This is a genomic window from Streptococcus sp. HMSC062B01 (assembly GCF_001811085.1).
Taxonomy (GTDB): domain Bacteria; phylum Bacillota; class Bacilli; order Lactobacillales; family Streptococcaceae; genus Streptococcus; species Streptococcus gordonii.
The window spans coordinates 23281-40371 of sequence record NZ_KZ672786.1 but is presented as its reverse complement, the minus strand read 5'-3'; the positions used below and the strand labels follow the sequence as shown (position 1 = coordinate 40371).

17 protein-coding genes are annotated in these 17091 nt (G+C 40.7%); 14 read left to right on the top strand and 3 right to left on the bottom strand.

Translation table 11 applies throughout. The features are described 5' to 3' along the window. The first annotated feature begins 2 nt into the window (after positions 1 to 2). The 8 genes from argB (at position 3) to HMPREF2780_RS06635 (ending at position 4777) form a co-directional block, all read left to right on the top strand. Positions 3 to 740: an acetylglutamate kinase gene (gene argB, locus HMPREF2780_RS06670; RefSeq protein ID WP_048777492.1), complete on the top strand. Its 738-nt coding sequence runs from the start codon at positions 3 to 5 to the stop codon at positions 738 to 740. Positions 741 to 742: 2 nt separating this feature from the next. Further along, the gene (locus HMPREF2780_RS06665; protein WP_046165287.1) at positions 743 to 1885 is read left to right on the top strand and encodes an acetylornithine transaminase; all 1143 of its coding nucleotides are present in this window, start codon (positions 743 to 745) and stop codon (positions 1883 to 1885) included. 146 nt (positions 1886 to 2031) lie between these two features. Further along, positions 2032 to 2361 carry a hypothetical protein gene (locus HMPREF2780_RS06660; protein ID WP_046165288.1) on the top strand — a complete coding sequence of 110 codons (330 nt, stop codon included), beginning with the start codon at positions 2032 to 2034 and terminating at the stop codon, positions 2359 to 2361. 11 nt (positions 2362 to 2372) lie between these two features. Continuing rightward, positions 2373 to 2576 (top strand): helix-turn-helix transcriptional regulator, encoded by a 204-nt coding sequence (locus HMPREF2780_RS06655; RefSeq protein WP_008809497.1) that lies wholly within the window; start codon positions 2373 to 2375, stop codon positions 2574 to 2576. Continuing rightward, complete coding sequence (locus tag HMPREF2780_RS06650; RefSeq protein ID WP_048777491.1) at positions 2573 to 2815, top strand: hypothetical protein; 243 nt, start codon at positions 2573 to 2575, stop codon at positions 2813 to 2815. Before HMPREF2780_RS06655 ends, HMPREF2780_RS06650 begins: the two co-directional genes overlap by 4 nt. Beyond that, positions 2812 to 3552 (top strand): DUF3169 family protein, encoded by a 741-nt coding sequence (locus HMPREF2780_RS06645; protein ID WP_048777490.1) that lies wholly within the window; start codon positions 2812 to 2814, stop codon positions 3550 to 3552. The genes HMPREF2780_RS06650 and HMPREF2780_RS06645 overlap by 4 nt, the downstream gene beginning before the upstream one ends. Before the next feature lie 18 nt (positions 3553 to 3570). Further along, positions 3571 to 4104, top strand: a complete 534-nt coding sequence (locus HMPREF2780_RS06640) for a DUF3267 domain-containing protein (protein WP_048777489.1) — start codon at positions 3571 to 3573, stop codon at positions 4102 to 4104. A 4-nt stretch (positions 4105 to 4108) separates the two neighbouring features. Next, positions 4109 to 4777, top strand: a complete 669-nt coding sequence (locus HMPREF2780_RS06635) for a CPBP family intramembrane glutamic endopeptidase (RefSeq protein ID WP_061595978.1) — start codon at positions 4109 to 4111, stop codon at positions 4775 to 4777. A gap of 97 nt (positions 4778 to 4874) precedes the next feature. Here the strand turns inward: HMPREF2780_RS06635 and nrdF are convergent, their stop codons facing one another. The 3 genes from nrdF to nrdH form a co-directional block, all read right to left on the bottom strand. Then, a complete protein-coding gene (nrdF, locus tag HMPREF2780_RS06630) occupies positions 4875 to 5834 on the bottom strand; it encodes a class 1b ribonucleoside-diphosphate reductase subunit beta (protein ID WP_061595977.1) in 960 nt (319 codons plus the stop codon). Positions 5835 to 6000: 166 nt separating this feature from the next. Then, on the bottom strand, positions 6001 to 8160 hold the full coding sequence (nrdE, locus tag HMPREF2780_RS06625; protein WP_061595976.1) for a class 1b ribonucleoside-diphosphate reductase subunit alpha: 2160 nt from the start codon (positions 8158 to 8160) through the stop codon (positions 6001 to 6003). A gap of 85 nt (positions 8161 to 8245) precedes the next feature. Continuing rightward, the gene (gene nrdH, locus HMPREF2780_RS06620; RefSeq protein WP_008809491.1) at positions 8246 to 8464 is read right to left on the bottom strand and encodes a glutaredoxin-like protein NrdH; all 219 of its coding nucleotides are present in this window, start codon (positions 8462 to 8464) and stop codon (positions 8246 to 8248) included. Positions 8465 to 8909: 445 nt separating this feature from the next. Between nrdH and HMPREF2780_RS06615 the strand changes: the two genes are divergently transcribed. The 6 genes from HMPREF2780_RS06615 (at position 8910) to glgA (ending at position 16950) form a co-directional block, all read left to right on the top strand. After that, entirely contained in the window at positions 8910 to 9173 is a 264-nt protein-coding gene (locus tag HMPREF2780_RS06615; protein WP_006596636.1) for a phosphocarrier protein HPr, read from the top strand. A gap of 1 nt (position 9174) precedes the next feature. Then, entirely contained in the window at positions 9175 to 10908 is a 1734-nt protein-coding gene (ptsP, locus tag HMPREF2780_RS06610) for a phosphoenolpyruvate--protein phosphotransferase (RefSeq protein WP_060970226.1), read from the top strand. Positions 10909 to 11165: 257 nt separating this feature from the next. Then, positions 11166 to 13067: a 1,4-alpha-glucan branching protein GlgB gene (gene glgB, locus HMPREF2780_RS06605; protein ID WP_045503874.1), complete on the top strand. Its 1902-nt coding sequence runs from the start codon at positions 11166 to 11168 to the stop codon at positions 13065 to 13067. A 184-nt stretch (positions 13068 to 13251) separates the two neighbouring features. Further along, the gene (locus tag HMPREF2780_RS06600) at positions 13252 to 14394 is read left to right on the top strand and encodes a glucose-1-phosphate adenylyltransferase (RefSeq protein ID WP_061583058.1); all 1143 of its coding nucleotides are present in this window, start codon (positions 13252 to 13254) and stop codon (positions 14392 to 14394) included. Then, positions 14384 to 15523, top strand: coding sequence for a glucose-1-phosphate adenylyltransferase subunit GlgD (glgD, locus tag HMPREF2780_RS06595; protein WP_061583057.1), 1140 nt, complete (start codon positions 14384 to 14386; stop codon positions 15521 to 15523). The genes HMPREF2780_RS06600 and glgD overlap by 11 nt, the downstream gene beginning before the upstream one ends. Continuing rightward, the gene (glgA, locus tag HMPREF2780_RS06590; RefSeq protein ID WP_061583056.1) at positions 15520 to 16950 is read left to right on the top strand and encodes a glycogen synthase GlgA; all 1431 of its coding nucleotides are present in this window, start codon (positions 15520 to 15522) and stop codon (positions 16948 to 16950) included. Before glgD ends, glgA begins: the two co-directional genes overlap by 4 nt. Positions 16951 to 17091: the final 141 nt, after the last annotated feature.

Sequence of the window (17091 nt, the reverse complement as noted above, 5' to 3'; positions counted from 1 at the left end):
CAATGAAAGATGTAATTGTTATAAAAATTGGTGGTGTTGCTGCGCAAAAGCTGTCTGATAAGTTTATCAAGCAGATGCAAGAGTGGATAGTAGCTGGTAAGAAAATCGTAGTCGTTCACGGGGGCGGTCTGGTCATAAACCAACTCATGAAAGAGCGTCAGCTGCCTACTCGCAAGGTTAAGGGGTTGCGGGTAACAGCCAAGTCTGACTTACCCATTATTGAGCAGGCCTTGCTAGGTCAAGTTGGCCGGACACTGACACAAAAACTGAACGATTCAGATATTGAAAGTCTTCAGCTGGTTTCACATTTGGGAAAGACAGTTTCGGCAGATTTTATTGATAAAGATCTCTATGGCTATGTCGGTCAGGTGACGGCCATTCAAACTGCTTATCTAGAGCAGTTGCTGGCTGCGGATATGGTCCCGGTGCTGGCTTCGCTAGGACAAAATGCAGCTGGGGAGCTCTTAAATATCAATGCAGACTATCTAGCTGCGGCAGTTGCCAGTAGCTTGCAGGCAGAGAAGCTGATCCTGATGACAGATATAGAAGGGGTTCTGGAGGATAAAAAAGTCCTGCCCCAGCTTCTGACCAGTCAGGTTTCCAAGAAGATTCAGACAGGTGTCATCAAGGGCGGCATGATTCCCAAAATTGAGAGTGCTGTTCAGACTGTGCTTTCTGGTGTCGGGCAGGTTTTGATTGGCGATAATCTTTTGACGGGCACCTTGATAGCAGAGGGATAATTATGACTTATTTATTTGAAAACTACAAGCGGGCACCTATTGAGTTTGTTAAAGCAGAGGGCACCTATCTGATTGATAGTGAGGGAAAGGCTTATTTGGATTTTTCATCGGGGATTGGCGTAACCAATCTTGGCTTTCACCCTCAGGTTCAGCGGGCTTTGATCCAGCAAGCAGGGCGCATCTGGCACAGCCCCAATCTTTATCTTAGCTCCCTGCAAGAGCAGGTGGCTCAAGCGTTGGCAGGTTCTTATGATTATTTGGCATTTTTCTGTAATAGCGGAGCGGAAGCCAATGAAGCAGCTATTAAGCTAGCTCGTAAGGCTACTGGCAAGCAAGGCATTATCACCTTTCAGCAATCCTTTCACGGTCGTACCTTTGGCGCTATGGCCGCAACAGGACAGGATAAGATCAAGGAAGGATTTGGTGATGGGGTGCCTCATTTCAGCTATGCAGCTTACAATGATTTGGCCAGCGTAGAAGACTTGGTCAATCAGGATACAGCAGCTATCATGCTGGAATTGGTCCAAGGAGAATCAGGAGTTCGTCCAGCAGAAGCAAGCTTTGTCAAAGTTTTGGCTGATTTTTGCCAACGAGAGGGGATTTTGCTGATTGTTGATGAGGTACAGACAGGTATGGGGCGCACTGGTCAGCTTTATTCCTTTGAGCATTATGGGATTATACCGGATATTGTGACACTGGCTAAGGGTCTGGCCAATGGCCTGCCTGCAGGTGCTCTATTAGGAAAATCCAGATTGGCTTCCGCTCTTGGACCTGGCAGTCATGGTTCTACCTTTGGTGGCAATAAATTAGCCATGGCAGCTGCCTTGGAGACCTTGCATATTATGAAAGAGATGGGCTTTCTGGAAGAAGTCAGGTCTAAGAGTGCCATCTTACTGGAGCAGCTACAGCTTGCTTTTCAGGACCATCCAAAGATTTCTGCTGTTCGCGGTCTGGGCATGATGATTGGGATTGAGACAAGCGCCAGTCTGTCAAAGATTGTTGAAGGTGCTCGTCAGAAAGGCTTGATTATCCTGACCGCCGGTGAGAATGTTATCCGTCTCCTGCCGCCTTTGACTATCAGCAGGGAGGAAATCCAGCAGGGGATTACTGTTTTAAAAGAAGTATTTTCAGAAGTAGATGAATAAAGGAAAAGGATTCAGTTTGAGCTGGATTCTTTTTTGTCTATGATAATAGTACTTTTGACAAGGATTGTTATTTTTTTGACAAAGATACTTGTCAAAAAGAAAAGAATCTGTTACAATGTTTTTGAACAGGAAATGGAGGGACGCTTATGAATGTATTCTTATGGTTCTTGTTTCCGATGACTTTTATGGTTTTTATCTTTGGGATTGATTCTTTCAATAAGTTAAAACGGATGCAGGGACGGATAAAGTCTTTAGAAAGAAATAGAAAAGGAGAGAAAACAATGTCACGATTTTTAAAAGAGATGATTGGAAAGAAACCAATGATTACAAGTGAATTGATTGGGACAAATGATTGGCTTGTAGTGGATGTGGACGAAGACTGGGTTAAGCTTAGTAAAACTGATAAAAAAGGCCAGAAAAAAACGAAGCTTATGCGCATTGAAGATATTCGGTCTGTTGAGTTACTGGAGAATTGAGAGGAAATTTCATGAAATTAAAGAATCGTCTCAAGGAGTTGCGAGCACGAGATGGCCTCAATCAGACAGAGTTAGCAAGGAGAGCAGAAGTATCCAGACAGACTATCAGTCTCTTGGAACGAGGCGAGTACACTCCCTCTATCATCATTGCGTTGAAAATTGCTCATATTTTTGGAGAAACTGTCGAGAACGTTTTTAGAATCGAGGAAGAATGAAACAACTTAAAAATAATCGTCAACTTTTGCTTTTATCTTTGTTTATTGTTTATGTCTTGTCTTATGTTTTAAAAGATGCAGGGCTACTTCAAATAGAATTGCCCCTGAGGTTAGAATGGGCTGTTGTGTTTTATCTCACTCTAGCAGCTATCCTAGATAAAAGAATAAGCCATAAACGAAAAGCTAGCGGTAAGTCGAGTATAAACTCTAGATTGAGAGATAGGAAAGGAAAATCATGACAACGAAAAAAAGAATAATGAGAAATGTAATTTTCTTAATTCTAGCCATAATCATTGGAGGAGCAATCGGCTTCTTTGCTGCTCGCATTGAACATGTCTCTTGGCCAAGTTTTTTGAATGTAGGACTACTACAAAACATAGGACGTGTTTGCTTGACCATTCTTTATCCTTTAACCTTTTATTTAATCTACCAAGCAAATAAGTATCATCTGTCTATGGAGAAAGAAGAGGATGAGGATAAGGAGTATGAACTTTATCGTCAAACCTTTAAAACGTTAGAATCTGTGACGATCTTATTTAATGTCACCTCTGCTTTGACTTTATTTACCTTATTTGTTGGTGTAAACTATGTTTTTCCATTATTAGAAGCTGGTGCGGTGTTTTGGATTAATCTATATGATGGAGTTATTCTTCTAGCCCTTGTAATTGCCCAAATAGTATTGCTCAAGACGACACAGAAAATTCGAAAATATAAACTATCGATAGCACCTACCGTTGAAGAAATGAAGAAATTTGCTTTTTCCTTTGACGAGGGAGAACTACAAGCTAACTATGAACAGAGCTTTTTGATCCTCTTTAATCTAAATCAACGGGTCATTCCTAGCCTTTATGTTCTGATGTGGTTAGTGGGCTTACTGACTCCGATGAATGTTGTTTCAGCTTATATCGTACTGACCATTATTTTCATTTATATCAATGTCATGTTCTATCCTATGGTTAAAAAGTACTTTAAATAAAAGAAGAGAGGATTGACTATGAAATTACTGCGAAAGATTGATTTTTTAACGGATAAGAAAACGAACCTTTGGCTTAATATAGGAGCTCTTTTATTAATTCTCCCTTTTCTCTTTTTCTTTGCTTGGGTAGCACTTGAATTGTTAGAAGAAGACGAGGGGCTGTTCGTCTTTACAGACTTTTTATACTTGTTCGCCTTGCTGGTTGTGCATGAGTTGATCCATGGCTTTTTCTTCAAGATCTTTGGTAATGAAAAAACGAAGGTCAAATTTGGTTTTAAAAACGGTATGGCCTACGCGACTAGCCCTGGGAGTTTTTATAGCAGGGGTAAGATGTTGATCATTGCTCTGGCACCCTTTGTTTTGATCAGTCTCTTTTTAACAGTCTGTTGTGAACTTGAATGGCTATCCAGCCCTTCCTACATTGCTCTGGCTAGCATTCATGCAGCCTCTTGTATCGGTGATTTTTATTTGTCTTATATCCTCATTAGTCAGAAGGAAGAAATTCTTGTTGAAGATACCGAAGTTGGTCTAAATATTTATCGAAAGGATTAGAAATATGAAGAATACAAAGAACATCAAAACCTTCCTTGTCCATTTAGGACTTTATTCTTTAGTTATATTGTCTTATTTTGTTATTTTTTCAAGCATCATTTCTAGTGTTTTAGAATCTCTGATGATGGGAACCTCTCAATATATTGCTCTCCCGATCCTTTTATTCTTATCGGCTTTATATATTATTCCTTTGTGGAAATGGTATCAGCATGATTTTAAATTAGAGGTGAAAAAAACAAGGATAATCTCTTCTGTTTGGCTACCGGTCATTCTTTTGATTGCTTTTATAATTTTCCAAGAATTAATGCCCACGAATCCGTCGGAAAATCAAAATAATGTAGAAATGCTGATTGCTTATCAGCCTGCATTTGCTTTTATTTTTGTGGTTTTCCTTGCTCCGATTGTTGAAGAGCTGCTGACTCGAGGTTTTATGGCTAAGTTCTTTTTCTCAAACCAAGTGACTTCCTTACGAAAGTTACTCTATATTCTTGTCTCCTCTACTCTATTTTCTCTACTTCATAGGCCAGCAACCCCAGGCCAATTTCTAACGTATTTTATTATGGGAGTTATCTTTGCCTTAGGATATTTATGTAGAAAAGATTTACGTTATGCGATTGCTTTGCATATGGCTAATAATTTGCTTGCCTTTCTTCTTCTCATTTTCCTTCGTTAAAAAGTGAGAACCAATACTATTGAATGATCTTTTCAAGATTTGTTATTTAAAATAGTATATAAAAAACCCATTCCAAATTTTGGAATGGGTTTTGTTTTTATAAGCCATAATTGTAGTCTTCATCTTGCATAGCTTCCACTTCACCAAGTAGGTAGCCATTACCAACTTGGGAGAAGAAGTCATGGTTGGAAGTACCAGTTGAGATACCGTTCATAACAATTGGGTTTACATCATCAGCGGTATCTGGGAAGAGAGGATCTTGGCCTAGGTTCATCAAGGCCTTATTGGCGTTGTAGCGTAGGAAGGTCTTGACTTCCTCTGTCCAGCCAACACCGTCATAGAGACTTTCTGTATAACCTTCTTCATTTTCATAGAGGGTGTAGAGCAGATCGTACATCCATTCTTTGAGTTTTTCTTGCTCGTTTTCTGGTAATTCGTTAAAACCTAGCTGGAACTTGTAGCCGATGTAGGTTCCGTGGACGGATTCATCACGGATAATCAGCTTGATAATCTCAGCGACGTTAGCCAGTTTATTATTCCCCAGATAGTAAAGTGGAGTGAAGAAACCAGAGTAGAAGAGGAATGTTTCCAAGAAAACGCTGGCTACTTTCTTTTCTAAGGCTGTACCATTTAAGTATATCTCATTGATAATTTCAGCTTTCTTTTGCAAGTATGGGTTTGTATTGGTCCAAGCAAAGATTTCATCGATTTCTGACTTGGTGTTAAGCGTAGAAAAGATAGAAGAGTAAGACTTGGCGTGAACGGACTCCATGAATTGAATGTTGTTGAAGACAGCTTCTTCGTGGGCTGTACGGACGTCCTTACGTAGGGCATCTACACCAGATTCAGACTGGAGGGTATCCAGCAGGGTCAGACCACCGAAGACCTTGCCGACCAAGTCCTTTTCCTTGTGAGACAGCTTTCTCCAGTCATCCAGGTCATTAGACAGGGGAATTCGGGTATCCAGCCAGAATTGTTCTGTCAATTTTTCCCAAGTTGATTTATCGATAACATCTTCAATAGCGTTCCAGTTAATGGCTTTGTAGTAAGTTTCCATTTGAAATCTCTTTCTATGTGTTGTGATGTGATAAAGAATCATTATTATTTTATCACAATTTTATAAGGGGATCGAACAAAAAGTCGGCGAACCGACTTTTGAGTTGTTAGCTGATAATAGTAATCGAGTCAGTAAGTAAAAACGAGATGACTGATTACTAGAAGAACTAGATCACACAGCTTTCACATTGGTTGGCACCGACTTCGCCACCATCATCAGTGAAGGTACGGACGTAGTAGATGGACTTGATACCCTTGTTGAAGGCGTAGTTACGCAGGATAGACAAGTCGCGGGTAGTTTGCTTGCTTTCTTTTTTCCACTCGTAGAGGCCTTTAGGAATATCGCTGCGCATAAAGAGAGTAAGGGAAAGACCTTGGTCCACGTGCTCAGTTGCCGCTGCATAGACATCGATAACCTTGCGCATGTCCATGTCGTAGGCGCTAGTATAGTATGGGATGGTCTCAGTTGATAGACCAGCAGCAGGATAGTAGATCTTACCGATTTTCTTTTCCTGACGTTCTTCGATCCGTTGAGTAATTGGGTGGATTGAGGCAGAAACGTCATTGATGTAGCTGATAGATCCATTTGGTGCAACGGCTAGGCGGTTCTGGTGGTAGAGACCATCAGCCTTGACCTTATCTCGTAACTCTGCCCAATCCTCTGCAGATGGAATAAAGATTCCTGCGAAAAGTTCCTTCACACGTTCAGACTTAGGTACAAATTCACCCGTTAGGTATTTGTCAAAGTAAGTTCCGTTAGCATAGTCAGATTTTTCAAAGTTGTGGAAAGTCACGCCACGCTCGCGAGCGATATTGTTAGACTCAACCAAGGTCCAGTAGTTCATGAGCATGAAGTAGATGCTGGTGAACTCTACAGCTTCCGCTGATCCGTAATCGATCAACTGCTGAGCTAAATAACTGTGTAGCCCCATAGCACCTAAACCAAAAGTATGGGCTAGGCTATTTCCGTGATCAATAGAAGGCACAGCTGTAATGTGTGAACTATCAGTAACGAAAGTAAGAGCGCGTGTCATAGTTCGGATAGACTTTCCAAAGTCAGGAGAAGTCATCATGTTGACAACGTTGGTAGAACCTAAGTTACATGATACATCTGTTCCCAGGTGAAGATACTCTTGGGCGTCATTCAAAAGACTAGGTTCTTGCACTTGCAGGATTTCAGAGCAAAGGTTACTCATGATGATTTTACCGTCAATTGGATTTGAACGGTTGGCTGTATCGATATTTACGACATAAGGATAGCCAGATTCTTGTTGGAGTTTAGAAATTTCTGTTTCCAAATCACGAGCCTTGATCTTGGTTTTAGTGATATTTGGATTAGCGACCAACTCATCATATTTTTCAGTGATGTCAAGGTAGGCAAATGGCACACCATATTCGCGTTCAACAGAATATGGGCTGAAGAGGTACATTTCTTCATTCTTACGTGCCAATTCGTAGAATTTATCTGGAATGACAACACCGAGTGAGAGGGTTTTAACCCGAACTTTTTCGTCAGCATTTTCTTTCTTAGTTGAAAGGAAAGCGATGATATCTGGGTGGAAGACGTTGAGGTAAACAACTCCAGCTCCCTGGCGTTGTCCCAGCTGGTTAGAGTAGGAGAAGCTGTCTTCAAAGAGTTTCATAACAGGCACAACGCCAGATGCAGCTCCTTCATAACCCTTAATAGGTGCTCCAGCTTCCCGTAGATTGCTGAGGGAAATACCGACTCCGCCTCCGATACGAGATAGTTGAAGGGCAGAGTTGATAGAGCGACCGATTGAGTTCATATCATCTGTTACTTGGATGAGGAAGCAAGATACCAATTCACCGCGACGAGCTCGACCTGCATTAAGGAAGCTTGGTGTAGCTGGTTGGTAGCGTTGGTGGATGATTTCATTGGCAATATCCTTAGCAATCGCTTCATCTCCATTGGCAAAGTAGAGGGCGTTAAAGAGAACACGCTCTTCCATGCCTTCTAGATAGTATTCACCATCATTTGTCTTTAGTGCATACTGGTTGTAGAATTTGTAAGCCGCCATGAAAGATTTAAACTTGAAATCTTGCGCATGGATAAAAGCAGCCAGCTCTTCGATGTACTCAGGAGAATAAAGCTGGATAAATTCTTTTTCTAGATAGTTTTCTTCTATTAAATATTTAATTTTTTCTGTAATTGAAGAAAATTGTTTAGTATTCGGCTCAACGTTTTCTTTAAAGAAAGCTTCTAAGGCTTCTTGGTCTTTATGAAGCATGATTTGACCGTTGACAGGACGGTTAATCTCATTGTTAAGACGGAAGTATGTAACGTCTTCTAAGTGTTTTAAACCCATAATCGTTTCCTTTATAATTCTTTTCTACAAAAGAAAGTGCTCCTATATACTATAGAAGCTCCCCTTCTTTTTTGTCTTGCTATTCTTATGACAGTTGTTTTAATTTATTTGGTTGGAAACCAGAGAAAGCATCAGTTGCTGTTTGAATAACTGGAGCAGCATTGAAGCCTAGGCTTTTGACGTGCTCGATATATTCTGGCTGTTCGTCAAGATTAATTTCTCTATATTCCACATGATTTGTATCCAAGAATCGTTTGGTCATTTTGCATTGAACACAATTATTTTTTGAGTAAATCGTTACCATAAAAGGAACTCCTGTTTATTAAAATTTAATTCTTTCTTAGTATATCTCAAAGAAAAAATCTTGTCAATGGATTAGACTAAATATTGTGTTATGTTTTATTATAACACAGTATAGAATACAAGATATGGTGTTTTGCAGTAAAGGTGAAAAGAGAGAAAGTATCTTAAAGATTGATAAATCAAGGTTTTTACATGGGTGGTAAAATTCTTTTCTAATTTTTTTGAAAATAGAGTTAACAATTCTCAAATAAAAAGTTATCTGGAGACATAGCTAGATAGAACTTATAAAATAAGGTGTCTGATAAGATTTTAGATTGAAAAATGCTGTTGAAATTTGAAAAAACTGATACTGATTCTTGAAAAAGATTTCAAAAAATGATATAATCAGAAATTGTAAGGGTTATCAAAATATCCTAAAAAAGAATTATTTAAAGGAGAGTCTAATTATGGCTTCTAAAGATTTCCACATTGTGGCAGAAACAGGTATTCACGCTCGTCCAGCAACTTTGTTGGTTCAAACTGCAAGTAAATTTGCTTCAGATATCACTCTTGAATACAAAGGTAAATCAGTAAACTTGAAATCAATCATGGGCGTAATGAGCCTTGGTGTTGGTCAAGGTGCAGACGTAGTTATCTCTGCTGAAGGTGCAGATGCTGACGACGCACTTGCAGCTATTGCAGAAACAATGGAAAAAGAAGGATTGGCATAATATGACAGAAATGCTTAAAGGAATTGCGGCATCTGATGGTGTTGCTGTTGCTAAGGCATATCTATTAGTCCAACCGGATTTGTCATTTGAGACTGTTTCAGTCGAAGATACGAATGCAGAAGAGGCTCGTTTGGATGCAGCTCTTGAAGCTTCACAGAACGAGCTTTCTGTTATCCGCGAGAAGGCAGTAGGTAGCCTTGGTGAAGAAGCAGCCCAAGTATTTGATGCTCACTTAATGGTTCTCTCTGACCCTGAAATGGTTGGTCAGATTAAAGAAACAATCCGTACGAAAAAAGTGAACGCTGAAGCGGGTCTTAAAGAAGTAACGGATATGTTTATCACAATTTTTGAAGGTATGGAAGACAATCCGTACATGCAGGAACGTGCAGCGGATATCCGTGACGTTACAAAACGTGTTCTTGCAAACCTTTTGGGTAAAAAATTGCCAAACCCAGCTTCTATTAATGAGGAAGTGGTTGTCATTGCACATGACTTGACTCCATCTGATACAGCACAGCTTGATAAAAACTTTGTTAAGGCTTTTGTAACAAATATCGGTGGACGGACTAGTCACTCAGCAATCATGGCTCGTACGCTTGAAATTGCAGCTGTTCTCGGTACTAATAATATTACAGAATTGGTAAAAGATGGGGACATCATTGCAGCGAATGGTATCACTGGTGAAGTGATTATCAACCCAACTGAAGAGCAAATCTCAGATTTCAAAGCAGCTGGTGAAGCTTATGCTAAACAAAAGGCTGAATGGGAATTGCTTAAGGATGCCCCAACTGTAACAGCAGATGGCAAACACTTCGAGTTGGCGGCTAACATTGGTACACCAAAGGACGTTGAAGGTGTAAATGCAAATGGTGCAGAAGCTGTTGGTCTTTACCGTACTGAGTTCCTCTACATGGATTCTCAAGATTTCCCAACAGAAGACGAGCAGTATGAAGCATACAAAGCTGTTCTTGAAGGAATGAACGGAAAACCAGTGGTTGTTCGTACGATGGATATTGGTGGAGATAAGGAACTTCCTTACTTCGATATGCCACATGAAATGAACCCATTCCTTGGCTTCCGTGCTTTGCGTATCTCTATCTCTGAAACTGGTAATGCAATGTTCCGTACACAAATTCGCGCTCTCTTGCGTGCGTCTGTACATGGACAGTTGCGTATCATGTTCCCAATGGTAGCTCTTCTGACAGAATTCCGTAAAGCTAAAGCGGTTTATGACGAAGAAAAAGCTAAACTGCAAGCTGAAGGCGTTGCAGTAGCAGACAATATCCAAGTGGGGATCATGATTGAAATCCCAGCAGCAGCTATGCTAGCGGATCAATTTGCTAAGGAAGTTGACTTCTTCTCTATCGGTACCAATGACTTGATTCAATACACCATGGCAGCGGACCGAATGAATGAACAAGTTTCTTACCTCTACCAACCTTATAACCCATCTATCCTTCGCTTGATCAATAATGTTATCAAGGCAGCTCATGCTGAAGGCAAGTGGGCAGGTATGTGTGGAGAAATGGCTGGTGATCAAACAGCTGTACCATTGCTTGTTGGTATGGGCTTGGATGAGTTCTCTATGAGTGCGACATCTGTTCTTCGGACTCGTAGCCTCATGAAGAAGTTAGATACTAAGAAGATGGAAGAATTGGCTCAACGTGCATTGACAGAATGTGCAACGTTGGAAGAAGTCTTGAAGCTTGAAAAAGAATATCTGGACTTTGATTAATTAATTTTATAGAGCGGGAAACCGCTCTTTTTTAGAACCATTTTCAAAATGGTTCTTTCTTTAAATTTCGTTCGTCAAAACAGCGACTTATATATGGATGAAAATGAATCAACAGGAAATTGGTATATAAGAAAACGGAGAGAGGTGAATCGTTCGGTTTTTGGAAAAATTTGCCAATATTTATGAAATTTACTTGAAAAAATGTCGAAATTAAGATAAAATAGAAACATAGAAAACGCTTACAAAGAGGTGATTGCATGGACAAAAACGAAGCATTAAGAACCTTTACAACTGGTGAAAACTTTCATTTGCAACACTATCTAGGAGCACATCAGGAAGAAGTAGATGGTAAGGTCGGCTACTCTTTCCGTGTTTGGGCTCCCAATGCTCAGAGTGTTCATTTGATTGGTGATTTCACTAATTGGTATGAAAATCAAATTCCTATGGCACGTAATGAAGCAGGGGTCTGGGAAGTATTTACAGACCTACCAAAGGAAGGAGATATTTACAAGTACAATGTCAAACGTAGCAGTGGTCAAGAAATTTTGAAAATTGACCCACTGGCTATCTATTTGGAAGAGCGTCCTGGAACTGGAGCAGTTATCCGTACTATTCCTGAAAAGAAATGGAAAGATGGTCTCTGGCTAGCCCGTCGGAAGCGCTGGGGCTTCTTCTCACGACCTGTCAATATCTATGAAGTGCATGCTGGCTCATGGAAACGCAATGAAGATGGCAGTCCTTATAGCTTTTCTCAGTTAAAAGAAGACTTGATTCCTTATCTAGTGGAGATGAACTACACACATGTGGAATTTATGCCACTTATGGCTCACCCACTGGGACTTAGCTGGGGCTATCAGCTTATGGGCTACTTCGCCTTTGAGCATACCTATGGTACACCTGAGGAATTCCAAGATTTCGTCGAAGAGTGTCACTTGAACAATATCGGGGTCATTGTAGACTGGGTACCAGGTCACTTCACTATTAATGATGATGCTTTAGCCTACTATGATGGCACACCGACTTTCGAGTATCAGGACCACGATCGGGCTCATAACTATGGTTGGGGTGCTCTCAACTTTGATTTGGGCAAGAATCAGGTTCAGTCTTTCTTGATTTCCAGCATTAAATTCTGGATTGATTTCTATCATCTGGACGGGATTCGGGTTGATGCTGTCAGCAATATGCTCTATCTGGACTATGATAGCGGACCTTGGCAACCAAACAAAGATGGAGGCAATCGCAATTATGAAGGGTATTACTTCCTGCAACGCCTCAATACGGTTATCAAGCTAGCTCATCCAGATGTCATGATGATTGCAGAGGAAAGTTCCTCAGGCACCAAGATTACGGGTATGAGAGAGCTGGGTGGCCTAGGTTTTGACTACAAGTGGAATATGGGCTGGATGAATGATATCCTTCGTTTCTACGAAGAAGATCCGATTTATCGTAAGTACGATTTTAATCTGGTAACCTTTAGCTTTATGTACGTATTCTCTGAAAACTTCCTACTGCCGTTCTCACATGATGAAGTGGTTCACGGCAAGAAGAGTCTCATGCACAAGATGTGGGGCGACCGTTATAATCAATTTGCAGGGCTCCGCAACTTGCTGACCTACCAAATCTGCCATCCGGGCAAGAAATTGCTCTTTATGGGATCAGAATTTGGTCAGTTCTTAGAATGGAAGTCAGAAGAGCAACTTGAGTGGTCTAATCTGGACGATCAGATGAACAAGAAGATGCAGGGCTTTACTGCTGCACTCAATGCCTTCTATAAAGACAATCGTCCGCTTTGGGAGATTGATCTGAGCTATGATGGCATCGAAATCATAGATGCAGATAATGTTGATCAAAGTGTCCTCTCCTTTATTCGTAAGACTGAAAAAGGAGATATGTTAGTTTGTGTATTCAATATGGCGCCGGTAGAGCGGAAGAACTTTACCATTGGTGTTCCAGTGGAAGCCATTTATGAAGAAGTATGGAACACTGAATTAGAAGAATGGGGAGGTGTTTGGAAGGAACATAACGAAACAGTTCAGTCTCAAGAAGGACTTTGGAAGGATTATCCGCAGACCTTGACCTTCACACTGCCAGCTCTTGGAGCCAGCATCTGGAAGATTAAGCGTCGTATTAAATCAAAGTCGACTAAAAATAAAAAATAGGGTTATCCCATTTGTTGTAATTGAACTTGTATTAAAATATCGGAGAAAAATACGCAATTTGCGAAATGAAATGAGCCATAAGTTCGGATGCTGTAAGGTATAAGTCTTCCTTGGAGTACCGTTCCGTCAACACATTTCCTGTTTTTGATGTTTAATGCACTCGAACCTTAGCAAGGAGTAGTCTATGAAGAATGAAATGCTAGCTTTGATTCTTGCCGGTGGGCAAGGAACACGTCTTGGAAAGCTTACACAGAGTATTGCAAAACCTGCAGTACAGTTTGGTGGACGATATCGTATTATTGACTTTGCCCTGTCTAACTGTGCTAATTCCGGCATTCACAATGTCGGTGTCATTACTCAATACCAGCCTCTGGCTTTGAATAGCCATATTGGAAATGGGTCCAGCTGGGGATTAGACGGCATTAATACAGGGGTGTCCATTCTTCAGCCTTATTCTGCTAGTGAAGGAAATCGCTGGTTTGAAGGAACTAGTCATGCAATATTCCAAAATATTGATTACATTGACAGCATCAATCCAGAATATGTCTTGATCTTATCTGGAGACCATATTTACAAGATGGATTATGATGATATGCTCCAGTCTCACAAGGACAATAATGCCAGCTTGACAGTAGCTGTTTTGGATGTACCTCTCAAAGAAGCCAGCCGTTTTGGTATCATGAATACAGATGCTAATAATCGGATTGTTGAATTTGAGGAAAAACCAGAAAATCCTAAGTCAACTAAGGCTTCTATGGGGATTTATATCTTTGATTGGCAACGCCTGCGCAATATGCTGGTGGCAGCTGAAAAGAGCAATGTAGATATGTCCGATTTCGGTAAAAATGTTATCCCTAACTACTTAGAATCTGGCGAAAGTGTTTATGCTTATGATTTTGAAGGCTATTGGAAAGACGTTGGTACGGTTGAGTCTCTCTGGGAGGCTAATATGGAATATATTAATCCAGAAAATGCTTTGGATAGCCGTAACCGTCGCTGGAAGATTTATTCTCGTAACTTGATTTCTCCGCCAAACTTCCTCAGTGAAAATGCCAAAGTAGAAGATTCTCTGGTTGTTGATGGTTGCTTAGTTGATGGGACTGTTAAACACTCCATTCTTTCTACTGGGGCTCAAGTTAGAAAGGGTGCTGTTATTGAGGACTCTGTCATCATGAGTGGTGCTATTATTGGTCAGGGTGCTAAGATTAAGCGGGCTATTATCGGAGAAGGTGCCATTATTGCAGAAGGTGTAGAAATAGATGGCACAGAGGAAGTATTTGTTGTCGGATACAACGAGAAAGTGGGGGTACCAAAAGATGAAGATTGATAAATATTCAGCGATTTTAGGAAATACTGTCGGGTTCCACGATATGTCTACTTTGACGGATCATCGTCCAGTGGCCAGCCTTCCGTTTGGTGGAAAATACCGCTTGATCGACTTCCCTCTTTCAAGTCTGGCTAACGCAGGAATTCGTAGCGTCTTTGGTATCTTCCAACAGGACAACATTAGCTCAGTATTTGACCATATCCGTTCAGGTCGTGAATGGGGGCTATCTACTCTCCTCAGTCACTACTATTTGGGAATCTACAATACTCGTGTAGAAAGCTCTACAGTCGGTGAGGAATACTATGATCAGCTCTTAACTTATCTCAAACGTTCTGGTTCTAACCAAACTGTTGCTCTCAACTGTGATATTTTGATTAATATAGATCTCAATCAGGTTTTCCACTTACACAATACAACGCAGCAACCGATCACAGTTGTTTATAAGAAACTGCATAAAGAAAATATTTCTGAAGTAAACTCTGTTTTAAATATTGATGAAACAGACCACGTCAGAGGTCATAAGCTCTTTGATGAGCGGGAAGATGCAGAACTCTTCAATATGTCTACGGATATCTTTGTTGTGGATACTCCATGGTTAATTGAAAAGTTGGAGGAAGAGGCTAAGAAAGAACATCCTCAAAAACTACGCTATGTCCTACGTGATTTGGCGGTTGAAGAAGGGGCTTTTGCCTATGAATATACTGGCTATTTGGCCAATATCCACTCTGTAGAAACATACTATCAGGCTAACCTCGATATGTTAGAAAGCAAAAAATTCTATTCACTCTTTAGTCCAAATCAAAAAATATATACCAAAGTTAAGAATGAGGAACCTACCTATTATGCTCCTTCTTCAAAGGTGTCTCGCGCCCAATTTGCGTCTGGAAGTATTGTCGAGGGTGAGGTTGTTAATTCAGTGATCTCACGTAATACAAATATCAAAGCTGGTAGTCAAGTGAAAAATAGTATTCTATTTCCTCGGGCTGAAATTGGTGCAAATGCAACAGTTGAATATGCCATTCTTGACAAGGGTGTTGAGGTTGCAGAAGGTGTTGTAATACGTGGAACAGAAGATAATCCAATTGTTGTTAAAAAAGGTCAAAAAGTAACAGAGGACATAATTCGATGAAGATTTTATTTGTAGCAGCAGAAGGAGCACCATTTTCGAAGACAGGTGGTTTGGGGGACGTTATAGGCGCTCTCCCAAAATCACTTGTTAAACATGGTCACCAAGTTGGTGTTATTCTTCCTTATTATGATATGACGGATGCTAAATTCGGCAATCAAGTAGAGGATCTCTTCTACTTTGAGATCAGTGTTGGTTGGCGACGTCAGTATGTCGGGGTTAAGCGCCTGGTCTTGAACGGTGTGTCCTTCTATTTCATTGATAATCAGCATTATTTCTTCCGAGGCCATGTTTATGGGGACTTTGATGATGGGGAACGTTTTGCCTACTTCCAACTAGCAGCTGTTGAGTTGATGGAGCGGATTGATTTCATTCCAGATGTCCTCCACGTTCACGATTACCATACTGCGATGATTCCTTTCTTGGTTAAGGAAAAATATCGCTGGATTCAAGCATATCAGAATATCAAAACCGTCTTGACCATCCATAATTTGGAGTTCCAAGGTCAATTCCCGGACAGTATGCTCTGGGAGCTCTTCGGAGTAGGCTATGAGCGCTATGCAGACGGAACCCTTCGCTGGAATGACTGCCTCAACTGGATGAAGGCTGGTATTCTCTACGCAGACAGAGTGACCACTGTATCTCCTAGCTATGCTGGTGAAATTCGGACTCCAGAATTTGGTTGCAATTTGGATCAGATTCTGCGGATGGAATCTGGTAAGCTAGTGGGTATTGTTAATGGTATTGATACAGAGATTTACAATCCTGAAACAGATCCATTGCTAGCCCATCACTTTGACAAATCTGACTTATCTGGTAAACTAGAAAATAAGAGAGCTTTACAGGAACGTGTAGGCTTGCCTGTTAGAGACGATGTTCCACTTGTTGGGATTGTATCGCGTCTGACTCGTCAGAAAGGTTTTGACCTAGTGGTTGAAGAGTTGCATAATTTTCTTCAGCAAGATGTACAAATCGTCCTTTTGGGTACAGGTGATTCAGCATTTGAGCAAGCCTTTGCATGGTTTGGTCAAGCTTATCCAGACAAGCTTTCGGCTAACATTCTCTTTGATGTGGGATTAGCTCAAGAGATTTATGCTGCCAGTGATATTTTCCTGATGCCTAGTCGCTTCGAACCTTGTGGTCTATCTCAAATGATGGCTATGCGTTATGGAACCTTGCCTTTGGTACATGAAGTTGGCGGTCTGCGCGATACAGTAGAACCTTATAATGTTTATACAGGTCAAGGAACTGGATTTAGTTTTAATAATTTTTCTGGTTATTGGTTGAGCTGGACTTTTAAAGAAGCTCTTAACCTCTATACCCACGATAAGGAGGCATGGAAATCCATGCAAGAACAGGCCATGGAAAGAGATTTTTCTTGGGACACGGCTAGTTTGGCGTATAGTGATTTGTACCAATCACTTCTATAACATTTACTTTGGAATCAGTATAAGCAAATCCTCTCTTGACCTTGGGACAAGGGAGGATTTCCGTGAGAATTACTTTTTTATATATTATCATGCTGTTTTGGAGCTTTGTTTTTAGCCGGTAGCTGAAGCGAGTGTTTCCCA